The organism is Idiomarina solivarensis (assembly GCF_033052755.1).
In the GTDB taxonomy this organism is placed as follows: domain Bacteria; phylum Pseudomonadota; class Gammaproteobacteria; order Enterobacterales; family Alteromonadaceae; genus Idiomarina.
This window is the reverse complement of sequence record NZ_JAVFHZ010000002.1, coordinates 212,914-238,299: the sequence shown is the minus strand read 5'-3', so window position 1 is coordinate 238,299 and position 25,386 is coordinate 212,914. Positions and strand designations below refer to the sequence as shown.

Sequence of the window (25,386 nt, the reverse complement as noted above, 5' to 3'; positions counted from 1 at the left end):
CTACCCTCTTGTCAGCGGCTGCAGAAAGTCAATAAGTGCCTGCCAGCCCAGAGTTTGTTGTTCTTCAGCAGTACGCAACGGCTTAACCGCTACTTGCTGCTGAGCGATTTCATCTGCACCAATAATCAGTGCGACTTCCGCACCTGACTTATCGGCTTTCTTCATTTGCTTTTTCATGGAACCACCGCCACAGTGGGTCACTAGCCGCAGTTCCGGTAAATCATTTCTCAGCTGTTCGGCAATGCGCGGGGCATTTAGTTCCGCTTCCTCACCCAACGGCATTAAGTAGGCGTCCACTGTACGCCTTGGTGTCAGTTTACCCTGATCCTGCAGTAACAGCACCAGACGTTCCATGCCCATAGCAAAGCCGACCGCAGGCGTTGATTTACCGCCCAGTTGCTCAACCAGGCCATCATAACGTCCGCCCGCACAAACCGTGCCCTGTGCACCTAACGCGGTTGTCACCCACTCAAACACAGTGCGATTATAATAGTCCAGACCGCGAACCAGACGCTCATTCAAAGTGTAGGAAATACCCGCCGCTTCTAAACGAGCCGTTAGCTGCTCAAAGTGCTCTTTCGATTCACTGTCCCAATACTGCGATAACTGTGGTGCACCCTCAAGAATCTTCTGGGTATTTTCGTCTTTGCTATCCAGAATACGGAGTGGGTTACTCTCAAGACGTCGCTGACTGTCTTCATCCAACTCATTAATATAGTCCGACAAATAGGCCTTTAATGCGTCACGATAATTCGCGCGAGCCTCATTGGACCCTAAAGAGTTCAATTGCAGTTCCACCTGGTCATCAATGCCGAACTCGCGCCATAACCGAGCCGAAAGAAGAATAACTTCGGCATCTGCATCGGCACTTTCTAAACCAAAAGTTTCTATACCAAACTGATGAAACTGGCGGTACCGACCTTTTTGAGGGCGTTCGTAGCGGAACATGGGTCCCATATACCACAATCGCTGAATTTGGTTATACAGCAAGCCATGCTGATTGCCGGCACGAACGCAGCTTGCGGTTCCTTCCGGGCGCAAAGTGACACTGTCGCCGTTACGGTCATCAAAGGTATACATTTCCTTCTCGACAATATCGGTCACTTCGCCAATTGAACGTTTAAACAGTTGTGTGCTTTCCAGCACAGGCATACGGATTTCGCTGTAACCGTAGCTTGCAGCAACACGGCGTATTACTGCTTCTACCTGCTGCCACGCCGGGCTTTGCTCTGGCAACAAATCATTCATGCCACGAATTGCTTGTATTGTATTCGCCACGGAACCTTCTCGTCTGGTTATCGATACAGAAAATAAGCGGGTATTATAGGGACTTTGTCGATGCGGGTAAAATCAACCGTTAATTTCTTTTACATCAATTTTATTCGCTTCAATAAACTTCACTTGCTCACGAATTTGCGCTTCCAGTTCATCGACTAAGTTACGGTTATCCAGTCGCAATTTTTGTCGCGCGCCGCCAATGTACAAGCCACTTTTGTTTTTCGCACCGGCAAGCCCCACATGCGATATCAAGGCTTCACCCGGGCCATTAACAACGCAGCCTATCACTGAAACATCCATAGGCGTGGTAATGTCTTCTAAACGTTGTTCCAGCTCATTCACCGTGCTAATAACATCAAATTCCTGACGCGAACAACTTGGGCAGGCAATAAAGTTTATTCCTCGCGCCCGAATGCGCAGCGACTTCAATATATCGAAACCGACTTTAATTTCTTCAACCGGATCGGCCGCAAGTGATACGCGTAATGTGTCACCAATACCTTCGGCCAATAACATACCTAAACCTACCGATGATTTTACAGCCCCGCTGCGTTTACCACCGGCCTCGGTAATGCCTAAGTGCAGCGGTTGATCAATTTTTTGCGCCAGCAAGCGATAGGACTCTACCGCTAAAAACACGTCGGATGCCTTCACACTGACTTTAAAGTCATGAAAATCGAGCTTATCGAGGATATCAACGTGGCGCATTGCAGACTCAACCAACGCTTCTGCCGTTGGTTCGCCATACTTTTCTTGCAAGTCTTTCTCTAACGAACCACCGTTGACACCAATACGGATGGGAATATTACGCTCGCGCGCTGCATCAACAACGGCTTTAACCCTGTCTTCGCGACCAATGTTACCCGGGTTGATACGTAAGCAGTCGGCTCCGTATTCAGCCACTTTAAGCGCAATTCGATAGTCAAAATGGATATCGGTTACCAGGGGCACAGAGCTACGCTGTTTTATAAATTTAAACGCTTCTGCCGCTTCCATGGTTGGGACAGAAACACGCACAATATCAGCACCGGCCTGAGCTAACGCTTCAATCTGCGCCACGGTTGCATCAACGTCGGTGGTTTCGGTGTTTGTCATGGACTGCACAGCAATCGGTGCGCCATCGCCAATAGGCACATTACCTACATACAATCGGCGGGAAGGACGGCGTTTAATTGGGGTTTCGTGCATCATAACCTTAAGTTGACCTCTACTACTGTTCGGACAGGGGGACGGTAAAGCGCGCAACACGACCGCTGCGGAACTGACTCATATCAACCGTATTACCCTCAAAGCTCATTGTGACAGCTTCTGGCTTACATAAAGTAACCGAGAACGGGGCACTGCCGGGAACCGGCATGCGGTAACCCGCTTCTTTCACACCGACGGCCTGGGTTTCACCAGACGCATCGTCAATTTTAACCCAGCACTCTTCGTTGAATTCTAAAACCAAGCTTGGGGAACTGGCCTCCGGTTGCGGAGGCGGGACAGCTGCAGTTTGCTGATTTTCAGTTTCTGTAACTGATTCCACTGGTGCCGTATTTGTTTGTTCAGTGCTTTCACCGGGCGGCTGTTCGTTACTTTCTGTACTCGCAACCGTCTGTTCTTCCGGCAAATTGCCATTCTCCGGCTCAGCATTCCCCTCAGTGGTACCTTCCACAGGCTCCTGCACTGACTCGACGGCAACATTTGTATCGCCGGAACTGACTTCCGATTCCAGGACAGCTTCTTCTTCATTCGGTTTAATTTGAGGCTCCATCGGCTGGCTGGATACTTCAATGCCACCAACACTGCCGGCTTCGTCGTTTTCGTTTACGGAGCTTGACTCCGAGCTTTCCTGGACACCATTGGTATCTTCATTGAACCCTATATCAGGCTCCTGCCACCACCAAATAACTAAGGCAATAACAATGATAATAACCACATACGTAATCAGCATTAAACGGTTATCATTTTCCTGATGTTTTGTTCGGCGAGAGAAGCTTTGCATTTGACTACTTTCAACTTCCTGAAAGCCTTTAGCCCGATAGGCCTCAAATAGCTCCGTATCATCTAAATCGAGTAATTTCGCATAGGCACGGAGATACCCTTTAATAAAGGTAGGCGTAGAGAAGGTTGCGTAATCATCGGCTTCCAGCAGTTCAATAATCTGTTTTCGCAGACGCAGTTGGTCTGCCACCTCGCGTTGAGTTAAGCCTTTCGCTTCGCGGGCATCTTTTAATATCTCTCCAGGACCTTTGCTCGGCTTTTGTTCTGTTTCTTTTACCGCTTCTGATTCTGGCTTTTTGTTATCTTGTGTTGATTCGTTTTCAGCAGTCATGATTGTAAGGGGTTTCCCTGTTATGGTTGAGCTGCGTCGTGACTCACCCTTGCCAGACATCCGGCCTTGTTAGCCTTGGCTCTGGCATGATGTGGATACGCTGGATCCTCTGCCACTTTATCAAAATACGTCAGTGCGGTTTTCCAGTCACCAGCCACACACAGTGCAACCGCATAGTTATTGTACAATGCACCGCTCATAGGTTGCCATGATAATGTCTGTTGGTAAAGTGACAAAGCGGAATCAACGTCATTTGTCGCTAAATACCACTGCCCTAAGGCAAGGTTGGCATCCAGAGACCGAGGGTTGTTCTTTAATGCTGTTTGCAGATGCGGTTGCGCAAGCTTTAATTTCCCTTGCGCTAAGTAAGCAAGTCCAAGCTGCAACCGTACATCATTACCCACAGACACCGACTGTTCAGGGTTAGCGGTACAACCATATAGCCCTAAGGCTATCAATAATAAAGCGGCTCGCATTATCACACTCCTTGTGCCTGCGATTCTGTTAATTTACGCGGTCTTTACAGCGATTGCTTCTCCACCACGTTGTTTCTGCTGACGTTTCAGTATTCGTTTGGTGCGATCAATGACATCACCCACCAATTGCCCGCACGCAGCGTCAATGTCATCACCGCGAGTTTTCCTTACCATCACAGTAAATCCGTATTCCATCAGTACCTTGGCGAAGCGGTCAATTCGCGAGTTGCTCGAACGCCCGTAATCTGAACCCGGGAACGGGTTAAACGGAATAAGATTAATTTTACTGGGGGTATCTTTTAAGGTTTTTGCCAGCGCATGTGCCTGATCAGTCGAGTCATTGACATGGTCCAGCATGACATACTCTACCGTTACTTTACGCTGAGCTTTTGACTGCTCAACATAACGACGGCTGGATGCCAGAAATTCTTCAATATTGTATTTTTTATTAATGGGGACAATTTCGTTACGCAGTTCATCGTCTGGTGCGTGCAACGAAATAGCCAACATCACATCAATGCGCTCACGCAATTTTTCCAGCGCAGGAACAACACCCGACGTACTTAAGGTAACGCGGCGTTTAGACAAACCAAAACCCAGGTCATCCAGCATTAACTCCATTGATGGGACAACATTATTCAAGTTAAGCAAAGGCTCACCCATGCCCATCATGACAACGTTGGTTACCGGCTTAATACCGGTCTTACCATAAGCCCCCAGCAACTGATTCACTCGCCATACCTGGCCAATAATTTCAGCCACACTCAGGTTACGGTTAAAGCCCTGAGCGCCGGTTGAGCAGAAAGTACATTCTAATGCACAACCCACCTGAGAAGACACACACAAAGTAGCGCGGTCGCCTTCAGGTATCCAGACCGTTTCCACGTCCTGGCCATCAAACAGTGTCATCGCAAATTTAATAGTGCCATCCGATGACTGTTGTTGCTCACGAACTTCCGGGGCACGAATCTCAGCCACTTGCTTAAGCTTTTCGCGCAGCGCTTTATTGAGGTTCGTCATCTCATCAAAGTCATCGACACAAAAGTGATACAGCCATTTCATAACCTGTTCGGCACGAAAAGGTTTCTCACCCATCTCCCGAAAGAACTCTTTAATTCCCTCGCGATTCAGGTCGAGTAAGTTCACTTTTTTATCAATTGCGTTGGTCATAAAGCTCCGGTTTTCTTGATTTGGCCTGACGCAAACGTCAGGCCATATTTTCTTACGTCTTAGCGAGTGCGCTGGCAAACTTCTTCGTCGCTGAAGAAATAAGCGATTTCGCGGGCAGCAGATTCAGTCGCATCTGAGCCATGTACCGCATTTTCGTCTATAGTTTCAGCATAGTCGGCACGGATAGTTCCTGCCAGTGCTTCTGCTGGATTTGTTGCACCCATAATGTCGCGGTTTTTACGTACAGCGTCTTCGCCTTCAAGAACCTGAACCACGATAGGGCCAGAGGTCATGAACTCAACCAAAGCGCCAAAGAAAGGACGTTCTTTGTGTTCAGCGTAGAAGCCTTCTGCCTGTTCTTTGCTTAAGTGCATCATTTTAGCACCAACAATGCGCAGACCCGCAGATTCAAAACGGTTGTAGATAGCGCCGATTAAGTTTTTTGCAACTGCATCAGGCTTGATGATTGATAGAGTACGCTCTAAAGCCATGGTATAAACTCCAATAAAATAAAGGGATAAATTAGTCGCGCGGATTATACGTGAGATCAACACAGAAATCGAATCCCCAGTGATTGTTTTTTAATTCATTCTCGGCTAGGATGTCAGAACCAATTAGCCATATAGACGTCTATTTGACGATAAGGAGTTCTTAGATGGCGAACAACGAATACGAACAAGCGACACTGGGCGGTGGTTGTTTCTGGTGTGTTGAGTCCGCCTTTCTACAGGTAAAAGGCATACAGTCAGTGAAGTCGGGTTATACCGGCGGACATACCGTCGAGCCAACTTACGAACAGGTGTGCACTGGTAATACAGGGCACGCAGAAGTCGCGCAACTCGAATACGACCCGAAGCAGATCTCTTACCGTCAAATCTTAGAAATCTTTTTCACGCTGCACGATCCTACTCAGGTTAACCGCCAGGGCAATGATGTAGGGACGCAATATCGCACATCGATTTTCTATCATAACGATGAGCAAAAACGTGAAGCGGAAGACATTATTGCCGAGCTTGAAGCGGACGACGCTTTCGCAGCGCCTATCGTAACGGAAGTAACGGAGTTAGGAACGTTTTATCCGGCGGAGGATTATCACGACAATTACTACGCCAGAAACCCGGGAAACCCGTATTGTCAGGCCGTCATTTCACCTAAGCTGGCTAAGTTTCGTAAAACCTTTGCCGGCCTGCTGAAAGACTAAGCAGCCCCTCTTAACGTGCCGATAGTGCGGTGGATAAGCTCTACTGCGCTGTCGATGTCATCTTCGGAGGTGTAACGGCCAATACTAAAGCGCAACGAACTCATGGCCAGCTCGGGTTTAACACCTAATGCGCTCAACACATACGACGGCTCAACACTGGCTGACGTGCAGGCAGAGCCCGAAGAAAGCGCTAAGTCTTTTAACGCCATTAACAACAGTTCACCGTCAACGCCGGAAAAGCTGATATTCGTAATATGCGGCACGCGTTGCTGCTCTGAACCATTCAGGGTTACCCCATCCAACTGGCTAATTCCGGTCCATAATTGCTGACGTAAGTTCTCAACCCGTGCGGGCTCCAGCTCCAGCTCATTACCTGCTATTTCCGCTGCAACGCCCATGCCGACAATTTGGTGAGTGGGCAAAGTACCTGAACGCATACCCCGTTCATGGCCGCCCCCATGCATTTGCGCAAACAAGCGAACCCGCGGTGTGCGACGTACGTACAATGCGCCAATACCTTTCGGCCCATACATTTTGTGGGCAGAAAGCGACATGAGATCGACCGGTAGCTCCGCCATATCCATTGGAACTTTACCGGACGCCTGAGCCGCATCAACATGAAACACCGTGCCGTTTTCACGGCATAAATCGCCTATCGTGGTGATATCCTGAGTCACACCAATTTCGTTATTCACCAGCATGACGCTGACCAACACCGTATCTTCACGCAAGGCCGAGCGAAACAAATCCATATCTAATAGACCATCGCTACCAACGTCGAGGTAGGTGACTTCAAAGCCTTCTTTTTCCAGTTGAGCACAAGTGTCCAGTACCGCTTTATGCTCGGTTTTCAGGGTAATAATGTGCTTGCCTTTCGCGGCGTAATATTGGGCTGCACCTTTTATTGCCAGGTTGTCTGACTCGGTAGCCCCGGAGGTAAAGACAATTTCGCGTGCGTCGGCGTTAATCAGGTCTGCAATTTGATGTCGGGCAATATCGACAGCCTCTTCCGCCTGCCACCCATATTTGTGTGAGCGCGAAGCGGGGTTACCGAAAAGTCCGTCCTGGGTTAAGCAAGCCATCATTTTTTCTGCGACAACAGGATCGACAGGCGTAGTTGCAGCATAATCAAAATAAAGGGGTAACTTAGGCACGTCGTTGCTCCTGAACACTCATAACTAACGGCTAATGTGTCGATACTAACTAGAGGTGAGAGTTAAGTTTTATTTCTTCGTCATCATTTTTATGCAGAGAGTTTTGTCTATGCAAAACATCGCCCACATCGTCTTTTTTCATTAGCTCAGCCAGAGTAATACCATCCAGAAAATCGGATATTCGATCGCTGAGCCCTTCCCATAAGGAGTGGGTCAAGCAACGCTCACCACCCTGACAATTGGCTTTGCCCTGACAACGTGTTGCATCAATAGATTCATCTACCGCATGAATCACCGCACCGACAGAAATATCATTGGCCGGGCAGCCCAGACGGTAGCCCCCACCGGGGCCACGCACGCTGTCGACTAATCCGTGCTTACGCAAACGCGCGAATAACTGTTCTAAGTAAGACAGTGATATTCCCTGACGCTCAGAAATATCCGCTAACGGTACAGGACCATTTGCCGTAAATAGCGCAACATCCAGCATTGCCGTTACTGCGTATCGACCTTTTGACGTCAGGCGCATGGTGATTTCCTCTGCTGTTTAACTCATCATTATTATAACGAAATTCTACATTCCTGACCGTTTTAGTCAAGTATTGCTGGTCGATTTATCCACAGAGGCCAGAATGCCGCGTAAAATATTAATTTCATTCTCTTCCGGACGGGCACGATTAAATAAGCGGCGCAGTTTGGTCATCACCTGCCCAGGGTGATGGCGAACAATAAACCCGGTTTGGCCAAGCGTTTTTTCTAAATGCTCGTAAAATCGCTCTAAATCGTCGGCGCGCGGGTATTCCGGCAAATCTTCAGGCGACCGTTGCTGTGATTCCAGCCACTGCATTCTCAGCTCATAACAGACCGTTTGTACCGCCATAGCCAGATTCAATGAGCTGTAATCAGGGTTTGTTGGTATGTGCAAATGAAACTGACTTTGTTGCAGCTCTTCATTAGTCAGGCCACTATTTTCACGGCCAAAGACCAAAGCAACCTGGTGTTGCCCTGCTTCTTCCAGCACTTTGCCAGCACATTCACGAGGCCCTAACAACGGCCAGTCTAACGTCCGGTTACGGGCACTGGTGGCAATAACTAAGCCGCAATCGGCAATGGCTTCTTGCAGGGTGTCTACTATGTTGGCTGATGCCAGGATATCGGTCGCACCAGCAGCTAACGCCGATGCATGGCTATCAGGTTCCTGCACAGGGTCGACTAAAGTGAGTTTAGACAGCCCCATGGTTTTCATGGCACGGGCAACCGAACCGATGTTCCCAGTGTGGGAAGTGTTCACCAGAACGATGCGAATGTTATCAAGCATGGCGTTTTCCTTGGGTTTTTCTCGACTTATGGAAAAGTTTGGCATGATACCGTAACACTGGTATGATCCGCGACCGAAAATTGTTCTTTTACAGCACAGGTAATTGGTATGCATCCGATGTTAAATATTGCGGTGCGCGCAGCGCGTGCGGCCGGCAAAATTTTAGTTAAAAATTTCGATCAGGGAAGCCCTGTTGAAGCCGAATCAAAAGGCTTGAATGACTGGGTTACCGATATGGATAAAGCCGCAGAGCAGGCTATTATCAACACGATTAAAAAGTCCTATCCGGACCATGGCATCATTGCAGAAGAAAGCGGCACCCAGGCTGGTAAAGAAAATGACTTCCAGTGGGTTATCGATCCGCTCGACGGCACCACCAATTACATGCGCGGTATTCCCCACTTTTGTATCTCTATTGCTTTGCTCCACAAAGGCTCTGTTCAGCAGGCCGTTGTGTACGATCCTATGCGCGAAGAACTGTTTACCGCTTCTCGTGGTGCCGGCGCACAGTTAAATGGTCGTCGCTTACGTATTTCGCCTAAGGTGGAATTAAAAGGCGCTATTCTAGCCACCGGTTTCCCGTTCAAAATGAAAAATCGTACTCCCGAATACTTGGAAATGTTCAGCAAACTGTTTGAACATTGTGCCGATATTCGCCGTGCAGGCGCAGCCGCATTAGATTTAGCCTACGTAGCAGCCGCACGTCACGACGCATTCTGGGAAATGGGTCTGAAACCCTGGGATATGTTGGCCGGCGAATTATTAGTTCGCGAAGCCGGGGGCATTGTCAGTGACTTTCAAGGCGGTCACAACTACATTCAGTCAGGCAACATAGCGGCCGGTGCGCCAAAAGCATTAAAACAAATGCTGGCACAAATTCGCTAAACTGTTGTTGAAACGCTAAAAGCAAAACGCCGTCTGAGCTAAGCCAGACGGCGTTCTTTTTTATAATTGGATTTCTTCCAAATCCAGCTCTAGCGAGTAATCCATATCAGAGAGTTCTTCCCGCAACTGGTACTTCTCTTTGAGTTGTTCTATTTCACGCCATTTCCGTTTTGCGGCGCGACCCTTTCCAGACTTGTCATTTACCTTTTGCAGTTCTTCTGAATTATCCATGGTATGACCCTCTGCTTTTTTGATACAACTTTTTTAATTATGGTATTAGCGCTGTGGCGAATCTGTTTGTTAACAAAAAAACCACAATTCATAAGTACCACACACCCGGTCATTTTAAAAGACTTTTGTTACGGTTTTGTTAACAAACGATGGCAGAGGTGTGAAAAGTTTGCAAAGTGTCACTAGTTTATCGCTTGTTTAAGCGCCACTAATTGCTGCACTACGGTCTCAATATTCGAAGGCGCCCGTTTAGGCGTGTAGCTCAAAATATACTCGACCAGCCCTTTGCGTTCGAGCACAGGAACGCTTGGTGGTGAAGTCAACTTGACCCGCGCACCGCGGTGTGAAAAGAACACCACGCCGTCTATCCATGTTGATGCGCGGTTCCTTTTAAGGTGCTCCGCTAAAACATGAACCTGTTTTTTTAACTGCTTAATGGGGTTGCGAACTTTGGCGGTGTAGCGCCCACCTTTGCGCCCTACTTTGTGGGCTGTCCAGTGAGCCACCTGCTCGTCTCCGGTAACCTTAGAGTTGTTGTTTTTTACCTCTACAACAAACACACCGTTAGGACCCACCACAATCAAATCCAACTCGGTAAAGCCACGCTTTGCCCGTGGGTTGGGTACGTCAACCTGATTAAACAGTACATAATTATCGGGGAGCTTTTTTAAAAGTTTCAGTGTTTTCAGTTCGCCCCTGGCGCCGGAGCGCTTCGTCGAAGCTGCGCCAATAATAGCGAAGAGATAAATCAGCCCTATAATCCACCACAGATTAGGCAATTGATACATAAAAAAACCCGCCACGGGAGCGCCTATAATAGCGACCCATAAGCGGGTTTGGTTTACTTCCTGAGAGAGACGATTTGTGGTTATGTACTGCGTGTCCGCCATGACAGTTACTGCTTGTTCCTGATATCGATAGTTTTATTTAACCATTAAAGCAGCCACTCGTCAGCTTCAATCGACTACTGCTTTTGCCTTATCGCCTCAATCAGTTCCTCTTTATTCATCTGACTACGGTCATCAATATCAAGCTGCTGCGCCCTATTGTAGAGCTCATCTTTAGTGCGATGTTCAAGCTTGGTATTGGGGTTGCCGGTACCCTTGGTTGTGGCATTTTCGGTCAACCCCTCTTCCCTTCGCTGCTTGTTCACCGTACGACTGGCAATTTCCTCTGCCTCATCCGTACTCTTGCCATCATCCAGCTGTGACTGCTTGATATGCTGATACATCCGTTCGTCTTTATCACGCCACACGTCCGGCATAAGAGCCTCCTTACAAATGTTTACTGGGAGTCTTTTCCGCGTTGCTCAGGGGCAATTTGTTTGTCTTTCTGCGAATGTGTGTCATGAGTTGAACCTGGCCGGCTGTGATCTTCACGGCTCTGGTTCTCTTTGTCCTGCTGCGACTGCAGCTTGCGCTTTTCTTCTTCGGTAAGATCCTGCTCGTGTTTTTTAATTTTCGGATTCATTGGCCCTGTCATAAAGCCTCCTTAATCATTAAAAATGTCAGTGCGTTTTCTTTACTCTTTCACCATTAAGTGTAGAAGAAAAAACAGTAAAATAAAGCCATACGCTTGGTCTTTAGTTATCAACACTATCGGCATCATCGAAAAAAATACTTTCAACACTTAAACCAAATAGTCGAGCAGCTTTGAACGCCAGTGGTAAGCTAGGATCAAACTTACCTTTTTCAATGGCATTAATTGTTTGCCTTGATACCTCCAGACGAGCGGCTAAATCGGCTTGAGTCCAGTCCTTTTCAGCGCGTAAAACTTTTAGACAATTTCTCATTGATACCGCCTAACGCCAATCACCACTGAAATAAAATAAGTAACCGCCATGAGCATAACCAAGTGAGTAATTTCGGCATTCTGAGCAATTAAATTCACAGCATCAAGACTCGAATAGGCGAGCCCAACCACTAACCCAATTCCTAATGTCACACCCATAGCTTCTAATTGAATACGTTGCTGTAACTCATCCAAACCCATCAGATGTTTTTTATTAGACCAAATCATTACCAGGCCAACCGATAAATTGACCGCTATGGCAATTAACGTGAGTACACTATCTTCACCCCATAAATACTTAGGCCCAAAATTAACCACAGCCATTGTTATCAACCAAATACTGGTCCAGAACGCCAAACGCCTCGTGTTTTTCTTGTTGGTTTGGCAATAGTCCAAAGTAGAAAGATCCGTCATTTATCACCTCGATATGATTCGTTAAAAGTCGCTATAACATGACTTTATGTAAAATACACTTTACTTTTAACCCGATAAACTATGGATGTCAAGTTAACTTGTCATATTTAGATGCGATAGGTTCAGAAAATCGAAAACGCGGTATGCATTAGAGTACAGCTAAAGCCTGGTAGAAATGAAAATATCAATCAATAGAGCACTGCGAACAACGCTCTTCGCCCGTTAATAGCTTAGAAATACGGTTACGATTGCGCGCAAAAAACAAGTAGGTTTTATCAGCAAACCAGCGAATAACTGGCCAGCGTAACGGCGCTATCATCCAGCCCTTGCCCACTAATGACCAAACAGCGTGAGTAACATCCAGTCCGTAAAGCATGTCTCCAGAACGTGTTTGCCCGTGTAAATACTGGTTTGCTTTGGCAATGTCTACGTCGGGATAACGCTCATTAAAGTCCGGTTCGTTAATGTTCTCAAATTGAATCCGCCCTTCTTTATCCAGCCGTTTTAGATGGCGCATTTCTTTCACGCATAAAGGGCAACCGCCATCATAAAAAATAATAAATTCAGCGTTCTGCATGGATACCACCACCGTGGTTATGAATTGCTTACTTATTAATACGAGTATTTCCTGTTTTTGACTTCTCATTTCATGAAAAAATTCAGCTTGAGGCTAGTGAACAACTTCCGCCATTTTTACTTTTGAATTAGTATTTACAGACTTTTTGTAGATCTACTTTAGGGGTCGAAGTGCTTCAAAAAATAAAAGTTATAATTTGCACATTAATGATTTTTACTTCGGCTTCAGCCGCGGGGCAAAAAGCTGACGTTCAGTCTGTCTCTATTCCGTTTGATATTGAAAATAATCATATTTATATCTCTGATGAGAGTTATTCAAATCCTATAGGTATTCAAATCAAGTTTGATAAACCAGTTTCCTCTAATGGGGACGGCATAAAAAGCGTTAGTAGCATAACGATCAGTAGCTTGGGAAAGAAAAGTGATAGTCTACTAGAGTTGCTTTTCGATAAATTCGGTTTTAGATATGAAGGGGAAACGTTTGTAAGTGAATTGAGAATACCCGTTACACCTTTCATTATGGTTGACAGTGCAGGCCATAAGCTACACAAACTATTATTAGAGTCAAAAAGCAGTCGCCCATACGCAAGTATGCTGTTCGATTTCTACGAGTCAAAGTTTATTCTAGTAGAAAACTCTCCGGCCTCTATAGGCAAGCTCCTACTTCAGTTTTCTTTCGGGTTACCGACCCCCATGCCAAACGAAGAAGAAACAAACCGAATGAACTGCATATTTGATACTCTAGCTGAACGTTTTATTTGTAAACAGCCAAGCAGATCTAAATTGTAATTGAGCACCTATTGGGGTTGATCGCAAAGGATGTAGCCAATTCAGCTTTCCTATTTTTAATAGGTTTGGATGATACTCACTATGCACTACACTTCATTGGGCGTTCTTGTAATTTGTCATGGGGAGTAAATGCGATGAAAACAAATGATATTGGTTCTAACTCTGATTACACAGAAGAAGCTATTACATTTGAACAAGTTGGCGAGTTGTCCGGCAGCACTCTGCTTGAGTTTGGTACCCCTTGGTGTGGGCATTGTCAGGCTGCAAGCCCTGCGATAAAAGAAGTAGTAACTGAACATCCGGAACTCCGCCATATTAAAATATACGACGGAAAAGGCAAACGACTGGGCCGTGCGTTCAAGGTAAAGCTTTGGCCCACCTTGATACTCCTGCAAGATGGGAATGAAGTGGATCGTCTAGTAAGGCCATTACGTTCTGACGAGGTTCGCCAGTTAGTTTCTAAAACCAACTAAATAGGGCTAACAAGTTAAGGCATCGGACGCTGTAGGCTGTCTCGCTGTCTATTTAACCATGACACCCTCAAAATGCTTCCATTCTTGGGGTGATAAATCGTAGCCCGTTGGAATTTTATGCCACTTATTATCAATTTTAAGCCAAACGGAACCTATCGCTCCAACGTCACGCTTCAGTGTTGGTGGAAAATGCAGCTCTGAAACAGAGCCCGCGGGTATATGCATTTCTTTACCCCGTTTATTATAAAATAGCCCTTTTTCGTTAAAGCGATACTTAAGTAAAGGAGTCGTGACAATCCTGTATGGAACTATGGTATATCCAATACCAAGAACGACTAAGCCCCAGAACATTAATAAAGCTAAATTGAAGCTTACATGGCCAGTTTCTATCGCTGAATAAAACTGCTCTTTTCTTTGGAAAACTAAATAAGTAATCAACAACGTCATTAATACGGGAAGAGCGGCCCATTTTGTACTGTATGTAAAATACTTCATCATTACTTTCCTTCATTCTAAATAGAAGCGGAACTCTATGCTAAGTTAGGCTTCCTAATTTAAAGCAGACAATTCGTGGCCTCCCATAATACGTCTTTCAAATTCTAAAACATCGCAATAAAATTAAATACCTAAGTCGTTGCTTTTCGCCCCGAATGTTAAGTGGTGGGTTACGAAAATTCTGATACGCTTACTGAAGCCAAAATTGCTTTCCAAAACACGCTAAGTGAGACACGCCATGAACTCAACCAAAATTAACTACATTGAATTGCCAGCCCGCAGCCTGGATGCAACTAAACGCTTTTTTCAACAAGCCTTTGGCTGGGAGTTTGTGGATTACGGTCCGGAGTACGCCGCTATCCAGAATGCCGGACTCGATGGTGGGTTTTATCAGTCTGACCTGGTGGCAGAAACCGCTATCGGCAGTGCCCTGGTGGTGTTATACAGCAAAGATTTAGAGCAAAGCCTGAAAGAGGTTGAAGACGCCGGCGGTAAAATCATCAAGCCGATATTCGACTTTCCCGGTGGCCGCCGTTTTCAATTCACCTGCCCCAGCGGGAATGAGTACGCCGTGTGGTCTGAATAAGGACAATACTGGGCGATTGAGACTAATTGACGCCCTTTGGCTTTTTACGTAAGTTATTAAAAATAAATAAAAAATAGGAAGAGACAATGTCTAAGTTTACGGAATACAAAGTGGTTCATATTGCCGAAGGCGGTTGCGGCACTTTGCTGTTGGGTTCAAGCGGTTTGCCGCTGAAGAATATTGAGTCGACCCTGAACAGAGAAGCGGCTGACGGCTGGCAACTGGTGTTTCAGGTTATTGAGCAAAAGCGTTTTTGGTTATTCTGGTCGCGCGAAGCGGCCATTCTGACCCTGGGTCGATAAGCGGCACTATGTTGAAACGGCTTCTTTTAGCCTCAATTCGATGGTATCAGCGTCGTGGCGGTTCGCGTCGTTTTTTTAATACAGAATGTAACTTTGAGCCGAGCTGTTCAGCCTATACTTACCAGGCCATTAGCCAATATGGTACGTGGCAGGGTTTTAAGCTTGGCATTGCGCGCATGCGGCGCTGTAATGATCCGGACTGCGTGCATAAAAAACACGATCCGGTGCCTTAGACGAGGTAGCTACTATGTCTGACAAAATGTCTTCCGAACAGTTGCGCGATGAAGAAGAAGCACTACGCACAAAAATACGCGAGCTGACACCTGAACAGCGAAAAGAATATTACCGCCTTGAAGGTCAGCGCTTAAAAGACCCCGACACCTACGCCGTTCTAAACTGGTTTGTGATGGCAGGCTTACACCATTTTTATTTGGGCAAGACACAGCGCGGCGTTATCAACCTGTGTGTCATGCTACTGGGGCTGGCGATGTTGCCGTTTTTACCCTTACTCGGCATTATCATTCTGCTTGCCATTGTCATTATTGAACTGCCTCAGCTGTTTAAATCGCAACAGATTGTGCACGCTTACAATAATAACCTTATGCGCGAGCTGATTGACGAGGTTAAGTCCAGTCATACCTAAACAGAACCTAAGCACGGCTCACGAAAAGTCTTTCAGCTTCAGGTGGCTGCTGATGGAATCAGCCAGCGTTTTCGGCACGTCATGCGCTTTAGCCAATTGCGGCCACTGAGCCACCGACTCAATCACATCATCAATAATGGCATCAATTTCCTGTCGCGGCACTTTTGGCAAATGTACATCTGAAAGTGCGTAGAAGTCCGCACGAGAATGATCACTGCGTTTGCCGTTTAACGACATCCAGTGCTGCTCTACCCAGGGATTTCCGGGTTTATAGCTAAACGCCACGTCGTAGGCTGGGCTCAGCCGCCACTGTGTACCTTCCAGCATAAAGCCAAAGTTCTTTGAGTGGTCATCGTGGTTAGTGGCTACGTGGTTGAACACCATACGCCGGAACAAATCCATAGCGTCTTCGCGTGGCAGCCTTAGCTGACGCGCCACCTGAAATAACTCTTCATAAGAGAAAGAGCCAATGTCGTGATAGTTCACATGCTTAATTGCGGTCAGCGTTTGAATATGTTTTTTCTCATTGCCGACTCTGTCAAAGCGCTTGGTCACAAAGTGTCGCCGACTTCCTTCTTCAAGCAGGTGGCATGGCATCATATGAATGCCAGCCTGAGTCGCCATTAAGTAATACACATACTCCATGGCACCGTAGCCCAGAGGGTCGCCGAAGGTTTGCTGAGACGGGTCCCTTTCTCTTACGCCGTCAAACTTTAACAGGTAGTGCTCAAAGCCTTCAGGCACCGTACCCTGCCCTGAGCGTACCTGACTGAAGTCGTCATTAAAGGCCAATACCGCCTTCGGCCTTGCTCCGCCGGCGCTGGTGCCCACGGCCAGCAAGGCCTGCATCATTTCTCTGTCTTCCGCCTCGTCAAAGTGCGTGCGCTTCCGGAAGCCTTTGCGCGCATCCAGAACGTCCTGCGCCAGCCGCATTAAGCTCTCAAGCTCAATGTCTTTGTTTTTTGACAGGGTTTGCTTAGTGCGGGCTGGGTGATATTCCAGCGCGCCCATGCCCCGCTCGCCGGTATACTGAAGTCGCTCAAGCGGACTCAGTGGTTCGGTACGGTCGGGCTGTTGGGCAACCCACTGGTTCAGTACCGCATTGCCGAAGTCGTCCGGCAAGGAGTCCGCCAGCATGCCGGGCAGGCCTCTGAAAGTATCCCAGTTTAGCCCCGGAAAGGCGTAAATCCGCCCTTTTTCAGCGGGCATAGTGAGCGGAGCCAGCGGTATATTCTTGTCGACAAATTCAGACAAATATTCAAACCGCGCGGCGGTATCGCCCTTGGTATAACTTAAAGCGCCTACCGGCTGGTCTTTGTATCGTACTTCGATAGTGTCTATCACCAATCCAGCTCCTTATTGTCAGCAGGTTTCACACGCGTTTTACCGCTGGCCCGTTTTTTCTGCTTAGTGCTGCTTTTCAGCAGTTGAACAGGAGAAACCCCCTCGTCCGGAAAGGCCGCCAGTAAATTATCGACATGGCCTAACGCCTGCAGAATAGCGACATAAGTGGGCAACGTGCTTTTACCACTTTCGGCCGATTTAACCGCATTCAGAGAGACATTAGCCAAGGTTGCTAAGTCCTCCTGGGTTAAATCCTGATTCAGTCGATACTGCTTAACTCTCTGACCAATAACGACGGAAAGACGTTCGGAGTCCATATAACGTACCTTTTATAGACTTTAAATACATAATTAGAGTTTAGCAGACTATTTAAGGTACGCAATTATATTTATATAAAAGTCTTTATATGGGATGTAAAGTCCGAATTTATCTATAAAAGCCCTTTCAAGGGCTATAAAAAATATTCCGAAGGTATAGAGCCTGGGGCTTGCGTAGACATAAGTGACAGCCAGGAGCGGACGTTAACGTCAGCTTAAATTCTTTGTGAGCAACCTACAGTCTATTTAGTAGTTTTACTAGTTCATCGAGCACAAGTTCAGGTTCTTCATCCTGAACAAAGTGACCACTATTGTTGGTAAGAACAGCTTTGCCTTTAGGAAACTGGTTTACCCATTCACTTTGATATTGCCCCCACAGTAGGCGGCCTTGTTCACTCTCGAATACACTTGACGGCTGTTCCGGTACTTTGACTCCGGCGATTAATGTTACGGGAATATCACCAATATCTGAGAAACCAGCAGACTGAGATTTATCCCAAATCACATCCAAGAAGCACCATTTCCCGTCACCCATCGCATAATCATTCTTTTTCATTGCTTCTATTTCAGCTTGACCTCCTGACGGATCCAGCTGAGTGACTATATCTACATCACGAGGATTTGCAGGGTCAATCATAAGCAACGCTGACACATCGCCTTTGTGTTGGGCAGCGAAATTCCTAGCCGTTATTCCGCCAAGAGAGTGGCTGACGTAGACAATTGGTCTTTCGATATTCAATTCAGAGAGTAACTGATCAACCTCATTCACGTAGTCTGAAGTACTCCGTTGTCCTGAGCAGGCGTCTGAATTTCCTTCTCCCAACCGCGAGAACCTGATAGCGGTTATTTCTGCTGGCAAGTCATCCCATATTGAGTTCCAACCTGCCATTCCGGATAGCGCACCAGCATCAAATAGAACGACTACATCCCCACCCTTTTTAACCTCGTATTCAATACTGTTGCCATCAACTTCCAACATTGAACCCGCTTCGACTTGAGCACTAAAAAGAATGAAAATAAAAATACTTAAAACTTTGAGCACAAGATTTCCCTACTTTAGATTACTAATATTTGTTGGAATCCCCAAGCTGGGGACATTGTGGATAAACCTCAAACTTACACTTATTTCCTTCTACGCAGCTCAAACTCTGTAGGTGCTTTCAACTTACGTGATGGTCTGTTGCCACGAGCGGACACTCAACCATTGAGAATATGCTTCCGATTTAAGAGACTTTTCTAGTTATTTACTAAACATTTTATCCTCATAACAAGCTGTCCCAATATAGCTCATTGAACTCACAAATGACGTCGGAACCATTCCACTACCTTGTTTCTAACCTCTTCTTGGTGCAAGAACAGGCCATGACCGCCCGTCTCATACTTAACAAATTCATAGGGCTTTTCAGCCTGTCTCAGCGCTTCCGCCATTTTTACTGAGTGCTCGAAGGTTACCCGCTCATCATCCTTAGCATGGATAAGCAAGGTTGGCGCATCAGGGAGCTCGGTCGCCCACTGAACTGGGGATCTTGACCTTAGGGCATCATCACCTTTGATATTGTAGTTGGGGATTAGTTTACTAAGCATAAAAGCGGTTTTTTCATCGCGATCCCTAAACATAATGACATCACTAATACCAGATACCACAGCTATAGCTTTTGTCTTTTGATAAGCTTTAGCGAACAAGAAGCTTTGCATGCCTCCTCTACTACTTCCATAAACTCCTATACGCTCGCTGTCTGCAATCTCTAACTGCTTGATAATGGGAACCAGTGCGAGTACATCCTTAACATCAACACCTCCAAACTGATCTTCCGTACCGTCGGCAATAAAATTCTCTTGTTTCTTTCGTTCACCTGACCAACGATACTGGCTGCCTATCACTGCAAAACCTTTTTCGGCAAGCGGCATGAGATCAAACATCATCTTGCCGAATACAACGCGGCCATAATGTGTGTTTCCGCCTCGGTTATAGATTATTGTTGGTAAGGCTTTTTGAATATTTGCAGGGTAAATCAAAAACCCATCTACCGCGACACCGTCTACGTCGTAATTGAAAGTGAGACATGACAAGCTCGATTTGAAGTGTTTAAACTGCTTCTCTGTAAAAGGAAAGCGCTCCATAGAAAATTTTGGACTTTTTGAGAGCATGCCGACCCACGCATCATAAGTCGTGAATGGGCCCCTAAAACAATCCCCCTGAGCTGTTATCCCTTTAATCTCATCTAGCTCTACGCTATATGCATTGAAGCTAAATATAATCATGATCCCAGTTAGAATTTTCCACATATTTCTGTTCCTTAGAAAGGTGAAGCTGCTTAACGATAGCACGAGTGTCAGCGTATTAGGTTTGAGAAACAATTACAGTCCTATTTCTGTGTCTGCAATTGGCTCATAGCGGCTAGGCAACTTTGTTCCAGGAGCGGAAGTTCAGACTAGTTTTTGCGATTTTTGATGGCAAGAAATTAATCTATAAATTGAATTGTAAGCTCATCGTCACTTTATTAACTTCTTACCTCTTGGTAGGTGAAAGCTTTAATCTCTCTGAGTACGAATATTCCTCAAAACCAATAAAGTGGTATAGTCAACGACGACTGTTATAAAGCCTAATAATATCGGTACAGCAACGTCAAAGATACTGTCCAAAGGGCCTGTCTCGTCTATAGTACCCAAAACGTATTTATCGAAAAGATCTATACCGAAGTAAGCGACTACGAAAATTCCAATACAAGATAATGCTCCAAGAGGATATTTTAGACCTATTTTCCTGTTAATTAATACAATAAAAGCAATAAATAGTATTGGAGCCAAAATTCTAAACAATGACGTTAAAAGATCTGTCGATTCCGACATTAGCGATTCCCCGAGTTGTTAAATTCTTATGTTAATCATTTAATTTTTTATCGCAACGAAATGAGTTTTTAAGCTATGGTTAAGCCCAGCGTCCACTTATCGCCCTGAGACTTTCAGCAAGTTTTTTATGCCATCAATAAAGGCGATCGTCTTTCTCGTAATGCCTTTAAATATTTCGCCTCATCGTAGCGGGTTCTGGTTTTCCAGCAACGGTAGATGATGCGTATCCATTTAAATGCTAATGCTCTAACGGCTGACTGGTGTGATTTGCCCTTTTCTCGTTGTTGCTGATAATAAAGTCCAGCCCAATATGATGAATACACCGTCTTGGCAGCCCATTCTACGAACGTCTGTCTGACGAACTTGGCACACTGCCATCGCCAATGCACTCATGACTTCTGTCCGCTGTGTTCGGTCACGGGAGCTATACCCGCATAATTTTGTGTCTCTTCGGCACTGTTAAAACGATTACGCCCATCACCTAACGCAGCCAGCATTCTCGACCCCATACACGGATCCATACTCGTCAGTACACATGACTTAAATAAAATGGACACCCCACGAATACTAGTCTCCGGTATCCTTCAATATTCGAATATGTCCATTAATCTCGTATCAAAATAGACAACTATCAAATATGTATTCAGCCTAAGTCACGCTTTTATTTGGAATAATCTCATATAATTTCTAGTTGGCACTACTACTAAAATTGTTAATAGCAACTTGAAAATTTATTAGATCAAAGCATTTCAACTAGTTGTTAGTGATTGGTTTTTAGCAGTCATGATTCAATTTTCGGACTAAGATTCCATCCGTTATACAAACAAATGCTTTCTTAAAGTCGTCATCTGCGCCCATGATTACGTGCAGCATAAAGCGTAAATCATGTCTGGACTGATTAAATACTGACTTTATTGTTTTTATATCTTTAACAGAGGGTTCTGGCTCACTTTCAAAGTGACTATGCCAATCGCCTACATAATGAAGCCCACGTTTAAAAAGCCTGTCAATTAGCTTTTGGCTCTCTAGCTTATCGTGCTGAAAGAAGTTCTTAGAAGTTACATCTTTATTAGTTGTTGTTGAAATAAAAGTTATTCGAATTTCAGATTTGTCAATGACATTGCAAAATAGCATCCCACCATTCTCATTGCGGCTATTGCATTGATGAAAATCACAAAATATGTCGGCCACTTCATCAGTAAACTCCACACTAAAACCTGTATCCGAATCTAAAAACTTAATAGTCACAATTCAAAGCACTCCAGTTCTCCTCAGTATATCGATATTCAATAGCTTTAAGGCCTGCTCCTATTTGGAAACGCTCGTTTTCCCAGCACATATTCCATTTCCCACCTAAGTGTTTAAGATCTTGGGTAGCATTAAACCAAATTGACAAAGATGATATATGGTTAGCGCCATCAGTACTTAGCAGTAAACTAGAAATCTTGCGAGCGGCTAAAGCATGGACAAACCCAATATCTATCGCCCCATAGGGCTGAAACTCTCCAGCACAAGCTGGTATTTTTCTTATAGTTTCCCTATCCCATAGCGTTACTGGCTGCTTGAGCTTGCCGACATCAGAGCCACTACAAATATGTAAGCTATTAAAGGCGTCATCATCTGGCACGTTGACAATTACTTGTCCAGCCATTGCATGCGCTTCTACAAAAGCGAAGACGAGAAAAAAGTTTAAAATTTTCTGAAGTTTCAACAACTGTTGCTCGGCATACCAGTCACTTGAAGTGGAGAGAACCAAGTCGACAGATTCTAACTCGCTCCTGAAGTAATCGTCCAAACGAAAATCTTTTGATACTGCCTTTATCGAAGTACTCGGGAACTCTTTATTTAGTTTCATTTTTAGAGCATCAGCTTTTGGTTGATAGATGTACTCGAAACCGAGATCATGCCGGGTAATATTCTCGGTTTGAAGAACCTCGCCATCTATCAAAACTAAATCTCTTAAGCCCGCTTTTATTAAAAGCCTTGCTATGCTAGATCCAATTGAACCACACCCAATAATCGCTATACGATGCTCAGATATCTTTTTGTAGTCTGGGTTCTCGTCTCTACCATATATCCAGGACTGGTCAGCTCTTTTTATTAACTTTCCATAGACTTTATAGTTGGATGTCCGATTTAAGATAGTATCAAGGGGAACTCTATTCCTAAATCCATCGGTAACGGACTTGCGATTATTTCTCGAGTATATGTTCCGTTCAAATTTCAATCCAACAAAGGATCTACCATTATCAGTTTTGAATGAAAGTAGTAGCTCAGGTTGAACTAGGGAAGGCTGGCTTAGACATTTAGCGATTAACTCAAGTACGCTCTCCGCGCAACCACCAAATTCTCTATGAACTAGGGCAAATAGGTCACTGGCTGTTTTTGGATATTCTTTTGGATATAAAGCAGAATCAAAGAAGATAACGACCGAGCTTCCAATCCTCTCGACTACATTCTCTCTCGCTCTTTTTCTATCAGTTCCTGGGAGTTTACATTGATTATCAAGCCAACTTATAAGCTCCCGTTTTTTGTCAGCAAAGACGACCTTCCTATTCGAAAGCTTGTAGAGTGAGATCTCTCTAGTGATGAGGTTATCAGGGTTTACTAACGAGAAATTCGGTATGATCTCTTTACAATAAAGACGCCAATAACTCTCAAATTCGCTATTGAATTCACTATCAATTTCTCCCTTAGTAGATTTTTCTAAAAGGTCAATAGCGTCTGAAACTAAGTCCGTTATGTAGTTTAAATTGTCTAAGTCCGCAATATTTCTAGAAGGCCACACACATAACCTTCCTCCCGACTCTACATGAGGAAGCGTTAACGCATCTATATTTGGCTTAGATATTAAAACATCCGGAGTATTCAAGTTAGGTAAGCTTTCAAATAGTATTCTTAATTTAATGAACTCACCTTTAAAGAAGACTGGAGACGTTAACTGCCATCCAGCGATATAATCTCTGGTTTTATATAGCGATAGCTCTGGCTTGTACAATCTTCTAGCGCCATAAGGTGCCAGAAGATTATCAACTTCATCCAATATCGGCTCGCCAGCCTTAGGCATAGCCATCACCACCAGCTCGGTTTACCGCTTCGCTTGGTTGCCCAGACTTATTCGCCGCTGAAGTTGCAGCCGTAAGCTCTACTTCATCTCCGTTGAAAGTTATAACCATCGGGATATTCTTACCATTTTTCTTATGATTTGCCACACACTTAAAGTCGCCCTTTTTTTCTTCCAAAATACTCTCATACTCTTTCTTTGCACGGAATGCCGGCGGATCTTTTTCGTTGTCTTCAATCATCTCACTACTTGAAACAATGAAACCTCCGTCTTTAACTCTGTTTAGAGCATTCATTGCTTCCTCACATACTTCTGCGTCCTCTCCCTTATCAGATAGACTATCTCTAGAAAGAGAGTGCCATGAGCAATGATGTGGTGCTTGCAGTATATCGTAATCAAGATATTCCAAAATTTTCGTACTCGATAAGCGTTTTTCCAGGCTTTCCCAGCAAGCTACTTCTGCATCTCCCCCGCTTAAAAAATTAATCGATTTACCACCAGCTGATAAACAATAATTGATTATTACGCTCGAATGATTCTTTCCTAGAGTTTCCTCTTCTTCATCTAACTCCGCTTTAGAGGCAGGTCCAAGCAATCTAGCTTCAAAGCTTTCTTCATAAGACCCATTTATTTTGCTACAGCACTCATCAAGGTGAAGCACAATATCTTGTATATTATCTGTGTTACCGTTCTCATCTTCACCCAGTACCAATACCCTGTCACCAGACTCAAACTGCTTTTTATCTTCGAAAAGCTCTACCCTACGTTTTACTTCCTTCCGTAAAGCCTTCGCGTCGTCACAAAGTTTATTATTAGTCCGGTTTGCGCGTTTGTATACCATCGGACTAGACCAAATCTCATTTATAAAAATCAAGTCTTCTTCATCCGACCATTCTTCTGGCGGCCCTAGATGAAAATGTTCCTCTATTCCTTGGCAGTGATCCTTGTCGGGATGACTCCACACAAATAAGTCGACTACTTTTTTACCGTCTTGTCTATCTCCCAGTGCGTCTCGGAGCATTTCAAGTGCATTGGGGTAATCGTCATTCTGCCGAATTCTGCAATCTATGAGTATTTTCTTTTTAGAATCAGTTTCGATCAATGTCATATCGCCATTCCCAACTGGGAAAAATGTTATTTTAACTGTCATTCTGGATCCTCTTTACTTGAATTTTTCGCATTTCTTGATTTATCGATACCGAAAATGGACTTACCAACTTCCTCTATTCTTTCAACGAACTTATCAACATTTAATCCAGCAAGAAAAGCAAGAGCTAAATAGCCAAAGTGGCCTTCTCCGGATGCAACGTCGGATGCGTTTAAAATGATTAATCCCGCTTTAAGAAATAAGTAAGCGACTACCCCGCAGATAGAGCTAGTGATAGGCCTAAGGTAATACCAAACTTCCCACTCCGTACTCCATCGATTTCGAACACACCTATTTAGATAAACAGAACGTAAACAATACAAAACGCCGCCAAGCGCTGAAATCATGCCACACCGTATAGCTAACTCAGCTGAAAGGAGGTACTCAGGGAGGGAACTTAGCTCTATTTTTATAAAGCCGACTAGAATCAAAATTAAACACAAAAGCAAGAAAAATATAACTTTTTTCATGGGTTCTCCCTGATTTCTAAGCACCTTATTTGGGTTACTTCAAAAGTGCTGTTGATGCGCTCACCTCAAGTACAAACTTTAAAAGCATTGCTAGA

34 protein-coding genes and 1 pseudogene are annotated in these 25,386 nt (G+C 45.0%); 8 read left to right on the top strand and 27 right to left on the bottom strand.

Going from position 1 to position 25,386, the window contains the following annotated elements:
• From hisS to ndk, 6 genes are all read right to left on the bottom strand, one after another.
• Positions 1 to 1,278 carry a histidine--tRNA ligase gene (hisS, locus tag RBK99_RS05150; protein WP_317503572.1) on the bottom strand — a complete coding sequence of 426 codons (1,278 nt, stop codon included), beginning with the start codon at positions 1,276 to 1,278 and terminating at the stop codon, positions 1 to 3.
• A 72-nt stretch (positions 1,279 to 1,350) separates the two neighbouring features.
• Positions 1,351 to 2,469, bottom strand: a complete 1,119-nt coding sequence (ispG, locus tag RBK99_RS05145; protein ID WP_317503571.1) for a flavodoxin-dependent (E)-4-hydroxy-3-methylbut-2-enyl-diphosphate synthase — start codon at positions 2,467 to 2,469, stop codon at positions 1,351 to 1,353.
• 19 nt (positions 2,470 to 2,488) lie between these two features.
• A complete protein-coding gene (locus tag RBK99_RS05140; protein ID WP_317503570.1) occupies positions 2,489 to 3,595 on the bottom strand; it encodes a RodZ domain-containing protein in 1,107 nt (368 codons plus the stop codon).
• Positions 3,596 to 3,615: 20 nt separating this feature from the next.
• Positions 3,616 to 4,071, bottom strand: coding sequence for a tetratricopeptide repeat protein (locus RBK99_RS05135; protein WP_317503569.1), 456 nt, complete (start codon positions 4,069 to 4,071; stop codon positions 3,616 to 3,618).
• Positions 4,072 to 4,104: 33 nt separating this feature from the next.
• Entirely contained in the window at positions 4,105 to 5,241 is a 1,137-nt protein-coding gene (rlmN, locus tag RBK99_RS05130) for a dual-specificity RNA methyltransferase RlmN (RefSeq protein ID WP_317503568.1), read from the bottom strand.
• A gap of 59 nt (positions 5,242 to 5,300) precedes the next feature.
• Positions 5,301 to 5,732 (bottom strand): nucleoside-diphosphate kinase, encoded by a 432-nt coding sequence (gene ndk / locus RBK99_RS05125; protein WP_248263947.1) that lies wholly within the window; start codon positions 5,730 to 5,732, stop codon positions 5,301 to 5,303.
• Between the two features lie 164 nt (positions 5,733 to 5,896).
• Here ndk and msrA point away from each other — a divergent pair, with 164 nt between their 5' ends.
• Complete coding sequence (gene msrA / locus RBK99_RS05120; protein ID WP_317503567.1) at positions 5,897 to 6,442, top strand: peptide-methionine (S)-S-oxide reductase MsrA; 546 nt, start codon at positions 5,897 to 5,899, stop codon at positions 6,440 to 6,442.
• Here the strand turns inward: msrA and RBK99_RS05115 are convergent.
• From RBK99_RS05115 to trmJ, 3 genes are all read right to left on the bottom strand, one after another.
• Positions 6,439 to 7,596, bottom strand: coding sequence for an IscS subfamily cysteine desulfurase (locus RBK99_RS05115; RefSeq protein ID WP_317503566.1), 1,158 nt, complete (start codon positions 7,594 to 7,596; stop codon positions 6,439 to 6,441). The two genes, msrA and RBK99_RS05115, sit on opposite strands and share 4 nt — an antisense overlap.
• Positions 7,597 to 7,645: 49 nt before the next feature.
• Positions 7,646 to 8,125: a Fe-S cluster assembly transcriptional regulator IscR gene (gene iscR, locus RBK99_RS05110; RefSeq protein WP_317503565.1), complete on the bottom strand. Its 480-nt coding sequence runs from the start codon at positions 8,123 to 8,125 to the stop codon at positions 7,646 to 7,648.
• A 66-nt stretch (positions 8,126 to 8,191) separates the two neighbouring features.
• A complete protein-coding gene (gene trmJ / locus RBK99_RS05105) occupies positions 8,192 to 8,914 on the bottom strand; it encodes a tRNA (cytosine(32)/uridine(32)-2'-O)-methyltransferase TrmJ (RefSeq protein WP_317503564.1) in 723 nt (240 codons plus the stop codon).
• A gap of 108 nt (positions 8,915 to 9,022) precedes the next feature.
• Here trmJ and suhB point away from each other — a divergent pair, with 108 nt between their 5' ends.
• A complete protein-coding gene (gene suhB, locus RBK99_RS05100) occupies positions 9,023 to 9,799 on the top strand; it encodes an inositol-1-monophosphatase (RefSeq protein WP_317503563.1) in 777 nt (258 codons plus the stop codon).
• 60 nt (positions 9,800 to 9,859) lie between these two features.
• On the opposite strand, the gene RBK99_RS05095 is transcribed toward suhB, so the two are convergent.
• The 7 genes from RBK99_RS05095 to RBK99_RS05065 all read right to left on the bottom strand — a co-directional run bounded on the left by RBK99_RS05095 (position 9,860) and on the right by RBK99_RS05065 (position 12,812).
• The gene (locus RBK99_RS05095) at positions 9,860 to 10,030 is read right to left on the bottom strand and encodes a DUF3545 family protein (RefSeq protein ID WP_317503562.1); all 171 of its coding nucleotides are present in this window, start codon (positions 10,028 to 10,030) and stop codon (positions 9,860 to 9,862) included.
• Between the two features lie 182 nt (positions 10,031 to 10,212).
• Positions 10,213 to 10,920 (bottom strand): nuclease-related domain-containing protein, encoded by a 708-nt coding sequence (locus tag RBK99_RS05090; protein WP_317503561.1) that lies wholly within the window; start codon positions 10,918 to 10,920, stop codon positions 10,213 to 10,215.
• A 74-nt stretch (positions 10,921 to 10,994) separates the two neighbouring features.
• Positions 10,995 to 11,294 (bottom strand): Rho termination factor N-terminal domain-containing protein, encoded by a 300-nt coding sequence (locus tag RBK99_RS05085; protein ID WP_317503560.1) that lies wholly within the window; start codon positions 11,292 to 11,294, stop codon positions 10,995 to 10,997.
• 20 nt (positions 11,295 to 11,314) lie between these two features.
• Entirely contained in the window at positions 11,315 to 11,512 is a 198-nt protein-coding gene (locus RBK99_RS05080) for a hypothetical protein (RefSeq protein WP_317503559.1), read from the bottom strand.
• A gap of 100 nt (positions 11,513 to 11,612) precedes the next feature.
• The gene (locus RBK99_RS05075) at positions 11,613 to 11,822 is read right to left on the bottom strand and encodes a helix-turn-helix transcriptional regulator (protein ID WP_317503558.1); all 210 of its coding nucleotides are present in this window, start codon (positions 11,820 to 11,822) and stop codon (positions 11,613 to 11,615) included.
• Positions 11,819 to 12,235 carry a hypothetical protein gene (locus tag RBK99_RS05070; protein WP_317503557.1) on the bottom strand — a complete coding sequence of 139 codons (417 nt, stop codon included), beginning with the start codon at positions 12,233 to 12,235 and terminating at the stop codon, positions 11,819 to 11,821. The genes RBK99_RS05075 and RBK99_RS05070 overlap by 4 nt, the downstream gene beginning before the upstream one ends.
• 184 nt (positions 12,236 to 12,419) lie before the next feature.
• Entirely contained in the window at positions 12,420 to 12,812 is a 393-nt protein-coding gene (locus RBK99_RS05065; protein ID WP_317503556.1) for a thiol-disulfide oxidoreductase DCC family protein, read from the bottom strand.
• A gap of 170 nt (positions 12,813 to 12,982) precedes the next feature.
• Between RBK99_RS05065 and RBK99_RS05060 the strand changes: the two genes are divergently transcribed.
• Both RBK99_RS05060 and RBK99_RS05055 read left to right on the top strand, forming a co-directional pair.
• Positions 12,983 to 13,600, top strand: a complete 618-nt coding sequence (locus tag RBK99_RS05060) for a hypothetical protein (protein ID WP_317503555.1) — start codon at positions 12,983 to 12,985, stop codon at positions 13,598 to 13,600.
• 134 nt (positions 13,601 to 13,734) lie between these two features.
• On the top strand, positions 13,735 to 14,073 hold the full coding sequence (locus RBK99_RS05055; protein WP_317503554.1) for a thioredoxin family protein: 339 nt from the start codon (positions 13,735 to 13,737) through the stop codon (positions 14,071 to 14,073).
• Positions 14,074 to 14,121: 48 nt separating this feature from the next.
• On the opposite strand, the gene RBK99_RS05050 is transcribed toward RBK99_RS05055, so the two are convergent.
• A complete protein-coding gene (locus RBK99_RS05050) occupies positions 14,122 to 14,571 on the bottom strand; it encodes a hypothetical protein (protein WP_317503553.1) in 450 nt (149 codons plus the stop codon).
• Positions 14,572 to 14,806: 235 nt separating this feature from the next.
• Here RBK99_RS05050 and RBK99_RS05045 point away from each other — a divergent pair, with 235 nt between their 5' ends.
• From RBK99_RS05045 to RBK99_RS05030, 4 genes are all read left to right on the top strand, one after another.
• Entirely contained in the window at positions 14,807 to 15,154 is a 348-nt protein-coding gene (locus tag RBK99_RS05045) for a VOC family protein (protein WP_317503552.1), read from the top strand.
• 86 nt (positions 15,155 to 15,240) lie between these two features.
• Complete coding sequence (locus RBK99_RS05040) at positions 15,241 to 15,456, top strand: DUF4177 domain-containing protein (protein WP_317503551.1); 216 nt, start codon at positions 15,241 to 15,243, stop codon at positions 15,454 to 15,456.
• Between the two features lie 8 nt (positions 15,457 to 15,464).
• The gene (gene yidD / locus RBK99_RS05035; protein ID WP_317503550.1) at positions 15,465 to 15,689 is read left to right on the top strand and encodes a membrane protein insertion efficiency factor YidD; all 225 of its coding nucleotides are present in this window, start codon (positions 15,465 to 15,467) and stop codon (positions 15,687 to 15,689) included.
• A 14-nt stretch (positions 15,690 to 15,703) separates the two neighbouring features.
• Positions 15,704 to 16,099, top strand: coding sequence for a TM2 domain-containing protein (locus tag RBK99_RS05030; RefSeq protein ID WP_317503549.1), 396 nt, complete (start codon positions 15,704 to 15,706; stop codon positions 16,097 to 16,099).
• Between the two features lie 18 nt (positions 16,100 to 16,117).
• Here RBK99_RS05030 and RBK99_RS05025 read toward each other — a convergent pair whose 3' ends face one another.
• The 10 genes and pseudogenes from RBK99_RS05025 to RBK99_RS04980 form a co-directional block, all read right to left on the bottom strand.
• Positions 16,118 to 17,443: a type II toxin-antitoxin system HipA family toxin gene (locus RBK99_RS05025; RefSeq protein WP_317503548.1), complete on the bottom strand. Its 1,326-nt coding sequence runs from the start codon at positions 17,441 to 17,443 to the stop codon at positions 16,118 to 16,120.
• A complete protein-coding gene (locus tag RBK99_RS05020; protein ID WP_317503547.1) occupies positions 17,440 to 17,760 on the bottom strand; it encodes a helix-turn-helix domain-containing protein in 321 nt (106 codons plus the stop codon). Before RBK99_RS05020 ends, RBK99_RS05025 begins: the two co-directional genes overlap by 4 nt.
• Before the next feature lie 235 nt (positions 17,761 to 17,995).
• On the bottom strand, positions 17,996 to 18,802 hold the full coding sequence (locus RBK99_RS05015; RefSeq protein WP_317503546.1) for an alpha/beta fold hydrolase: 807 nt from the start codon (positions 18,800 to 18,802) through the stop codon (positions 17,996 to 17,998).
• Positions 18,803 to 19,056: 254 nt separating this feature from the next.
• Positions 19,057 to 20,046: an alpha/beta hydrolase family protein gene (locus RBK99_RS05010; RefSeq protein WP_317503545.1), complete on the bottom strand. Its 990-nt coding sequence runs from the start codon at positions 20,044 to 20,046 to the stop codon at positions 19,057 to 19,059.
• A gap of 246 nt (positions 20,047 to 20,292) precedes the next feature.
• Positions 20,293 to 20,610: a hypothetical protein gene (locus RBK99_RS05005; RefSeq protein ID WP_317503544.1), complete on the bottom strand. Its 318-nt coding sequence runs from the start codon at positions 20,608 to 20,610 to the stop codon at positions 20,293 to 20,295.
• 125 nt (positions 20,611 to 20,735) lie between these two features.
• A pseudogene (locus RBK99_RS05000) lies at positions 20,736 to 21,158 on the bottom strand (transposase); the annotation flags it as partial.
• A gap of 226 nt (positions 21,159 to 21,384) precedes the next feature.
• On the bottom strand, positions 21,385 to 21,858 hold the full coding sequence (locus RBK99_RS04995) for a Mov34/MPN/PAD-1 family protein (RefSeq protein ID WP_317503543.1): 474 nt from the start codon (positions 21,856 to 21,858) through the stop codon (positions 21,385 to 21,387).
• Entirely contained in the window at positions 21,848 to 23,677 is a 1,830-nt protein-coding gene (locus RBK99_RS04990; RefSeq protein WP_317503542.1) for a ThiF family adenylyltransferase, read from the bottom strand. The genes RBK99_RS04995 and RBK99_RS04990 overlap by 11 nt, the downstream gene beginning before the upstream one ends.
• Positions 23,670 to 24,824 (bottom strand): anti-phage 6A-MBL system MBL-fold protein, encoded by a 1,155-nt coding sequence (gene mblB, locus RBK99_RS04985; RefSeq protein WP_317503541.1) that lies wholly within the window; start codon positions 24,822 to 24,824, stop codon positions 23,670 to 23,672. The genes RBK99_RS04990 and mblB overlap by 8 nt, the downstream gene beginning before the upstream one ends.
• Entirely contained in the window at positions 24,821 to 25,291 is a 471-nt protein-coding gene (locus tag RBK99_RS04980; protein WP_317503540.1) for a hypothetical protein, read from the bottom strand. The genes mblB and RBK99_RS04980 overlap by 4 nt, the downstream gene beginning before the upstream one ends.
• Positions 25,292 to 25,386: the final 95 nt, after the last annotated feature.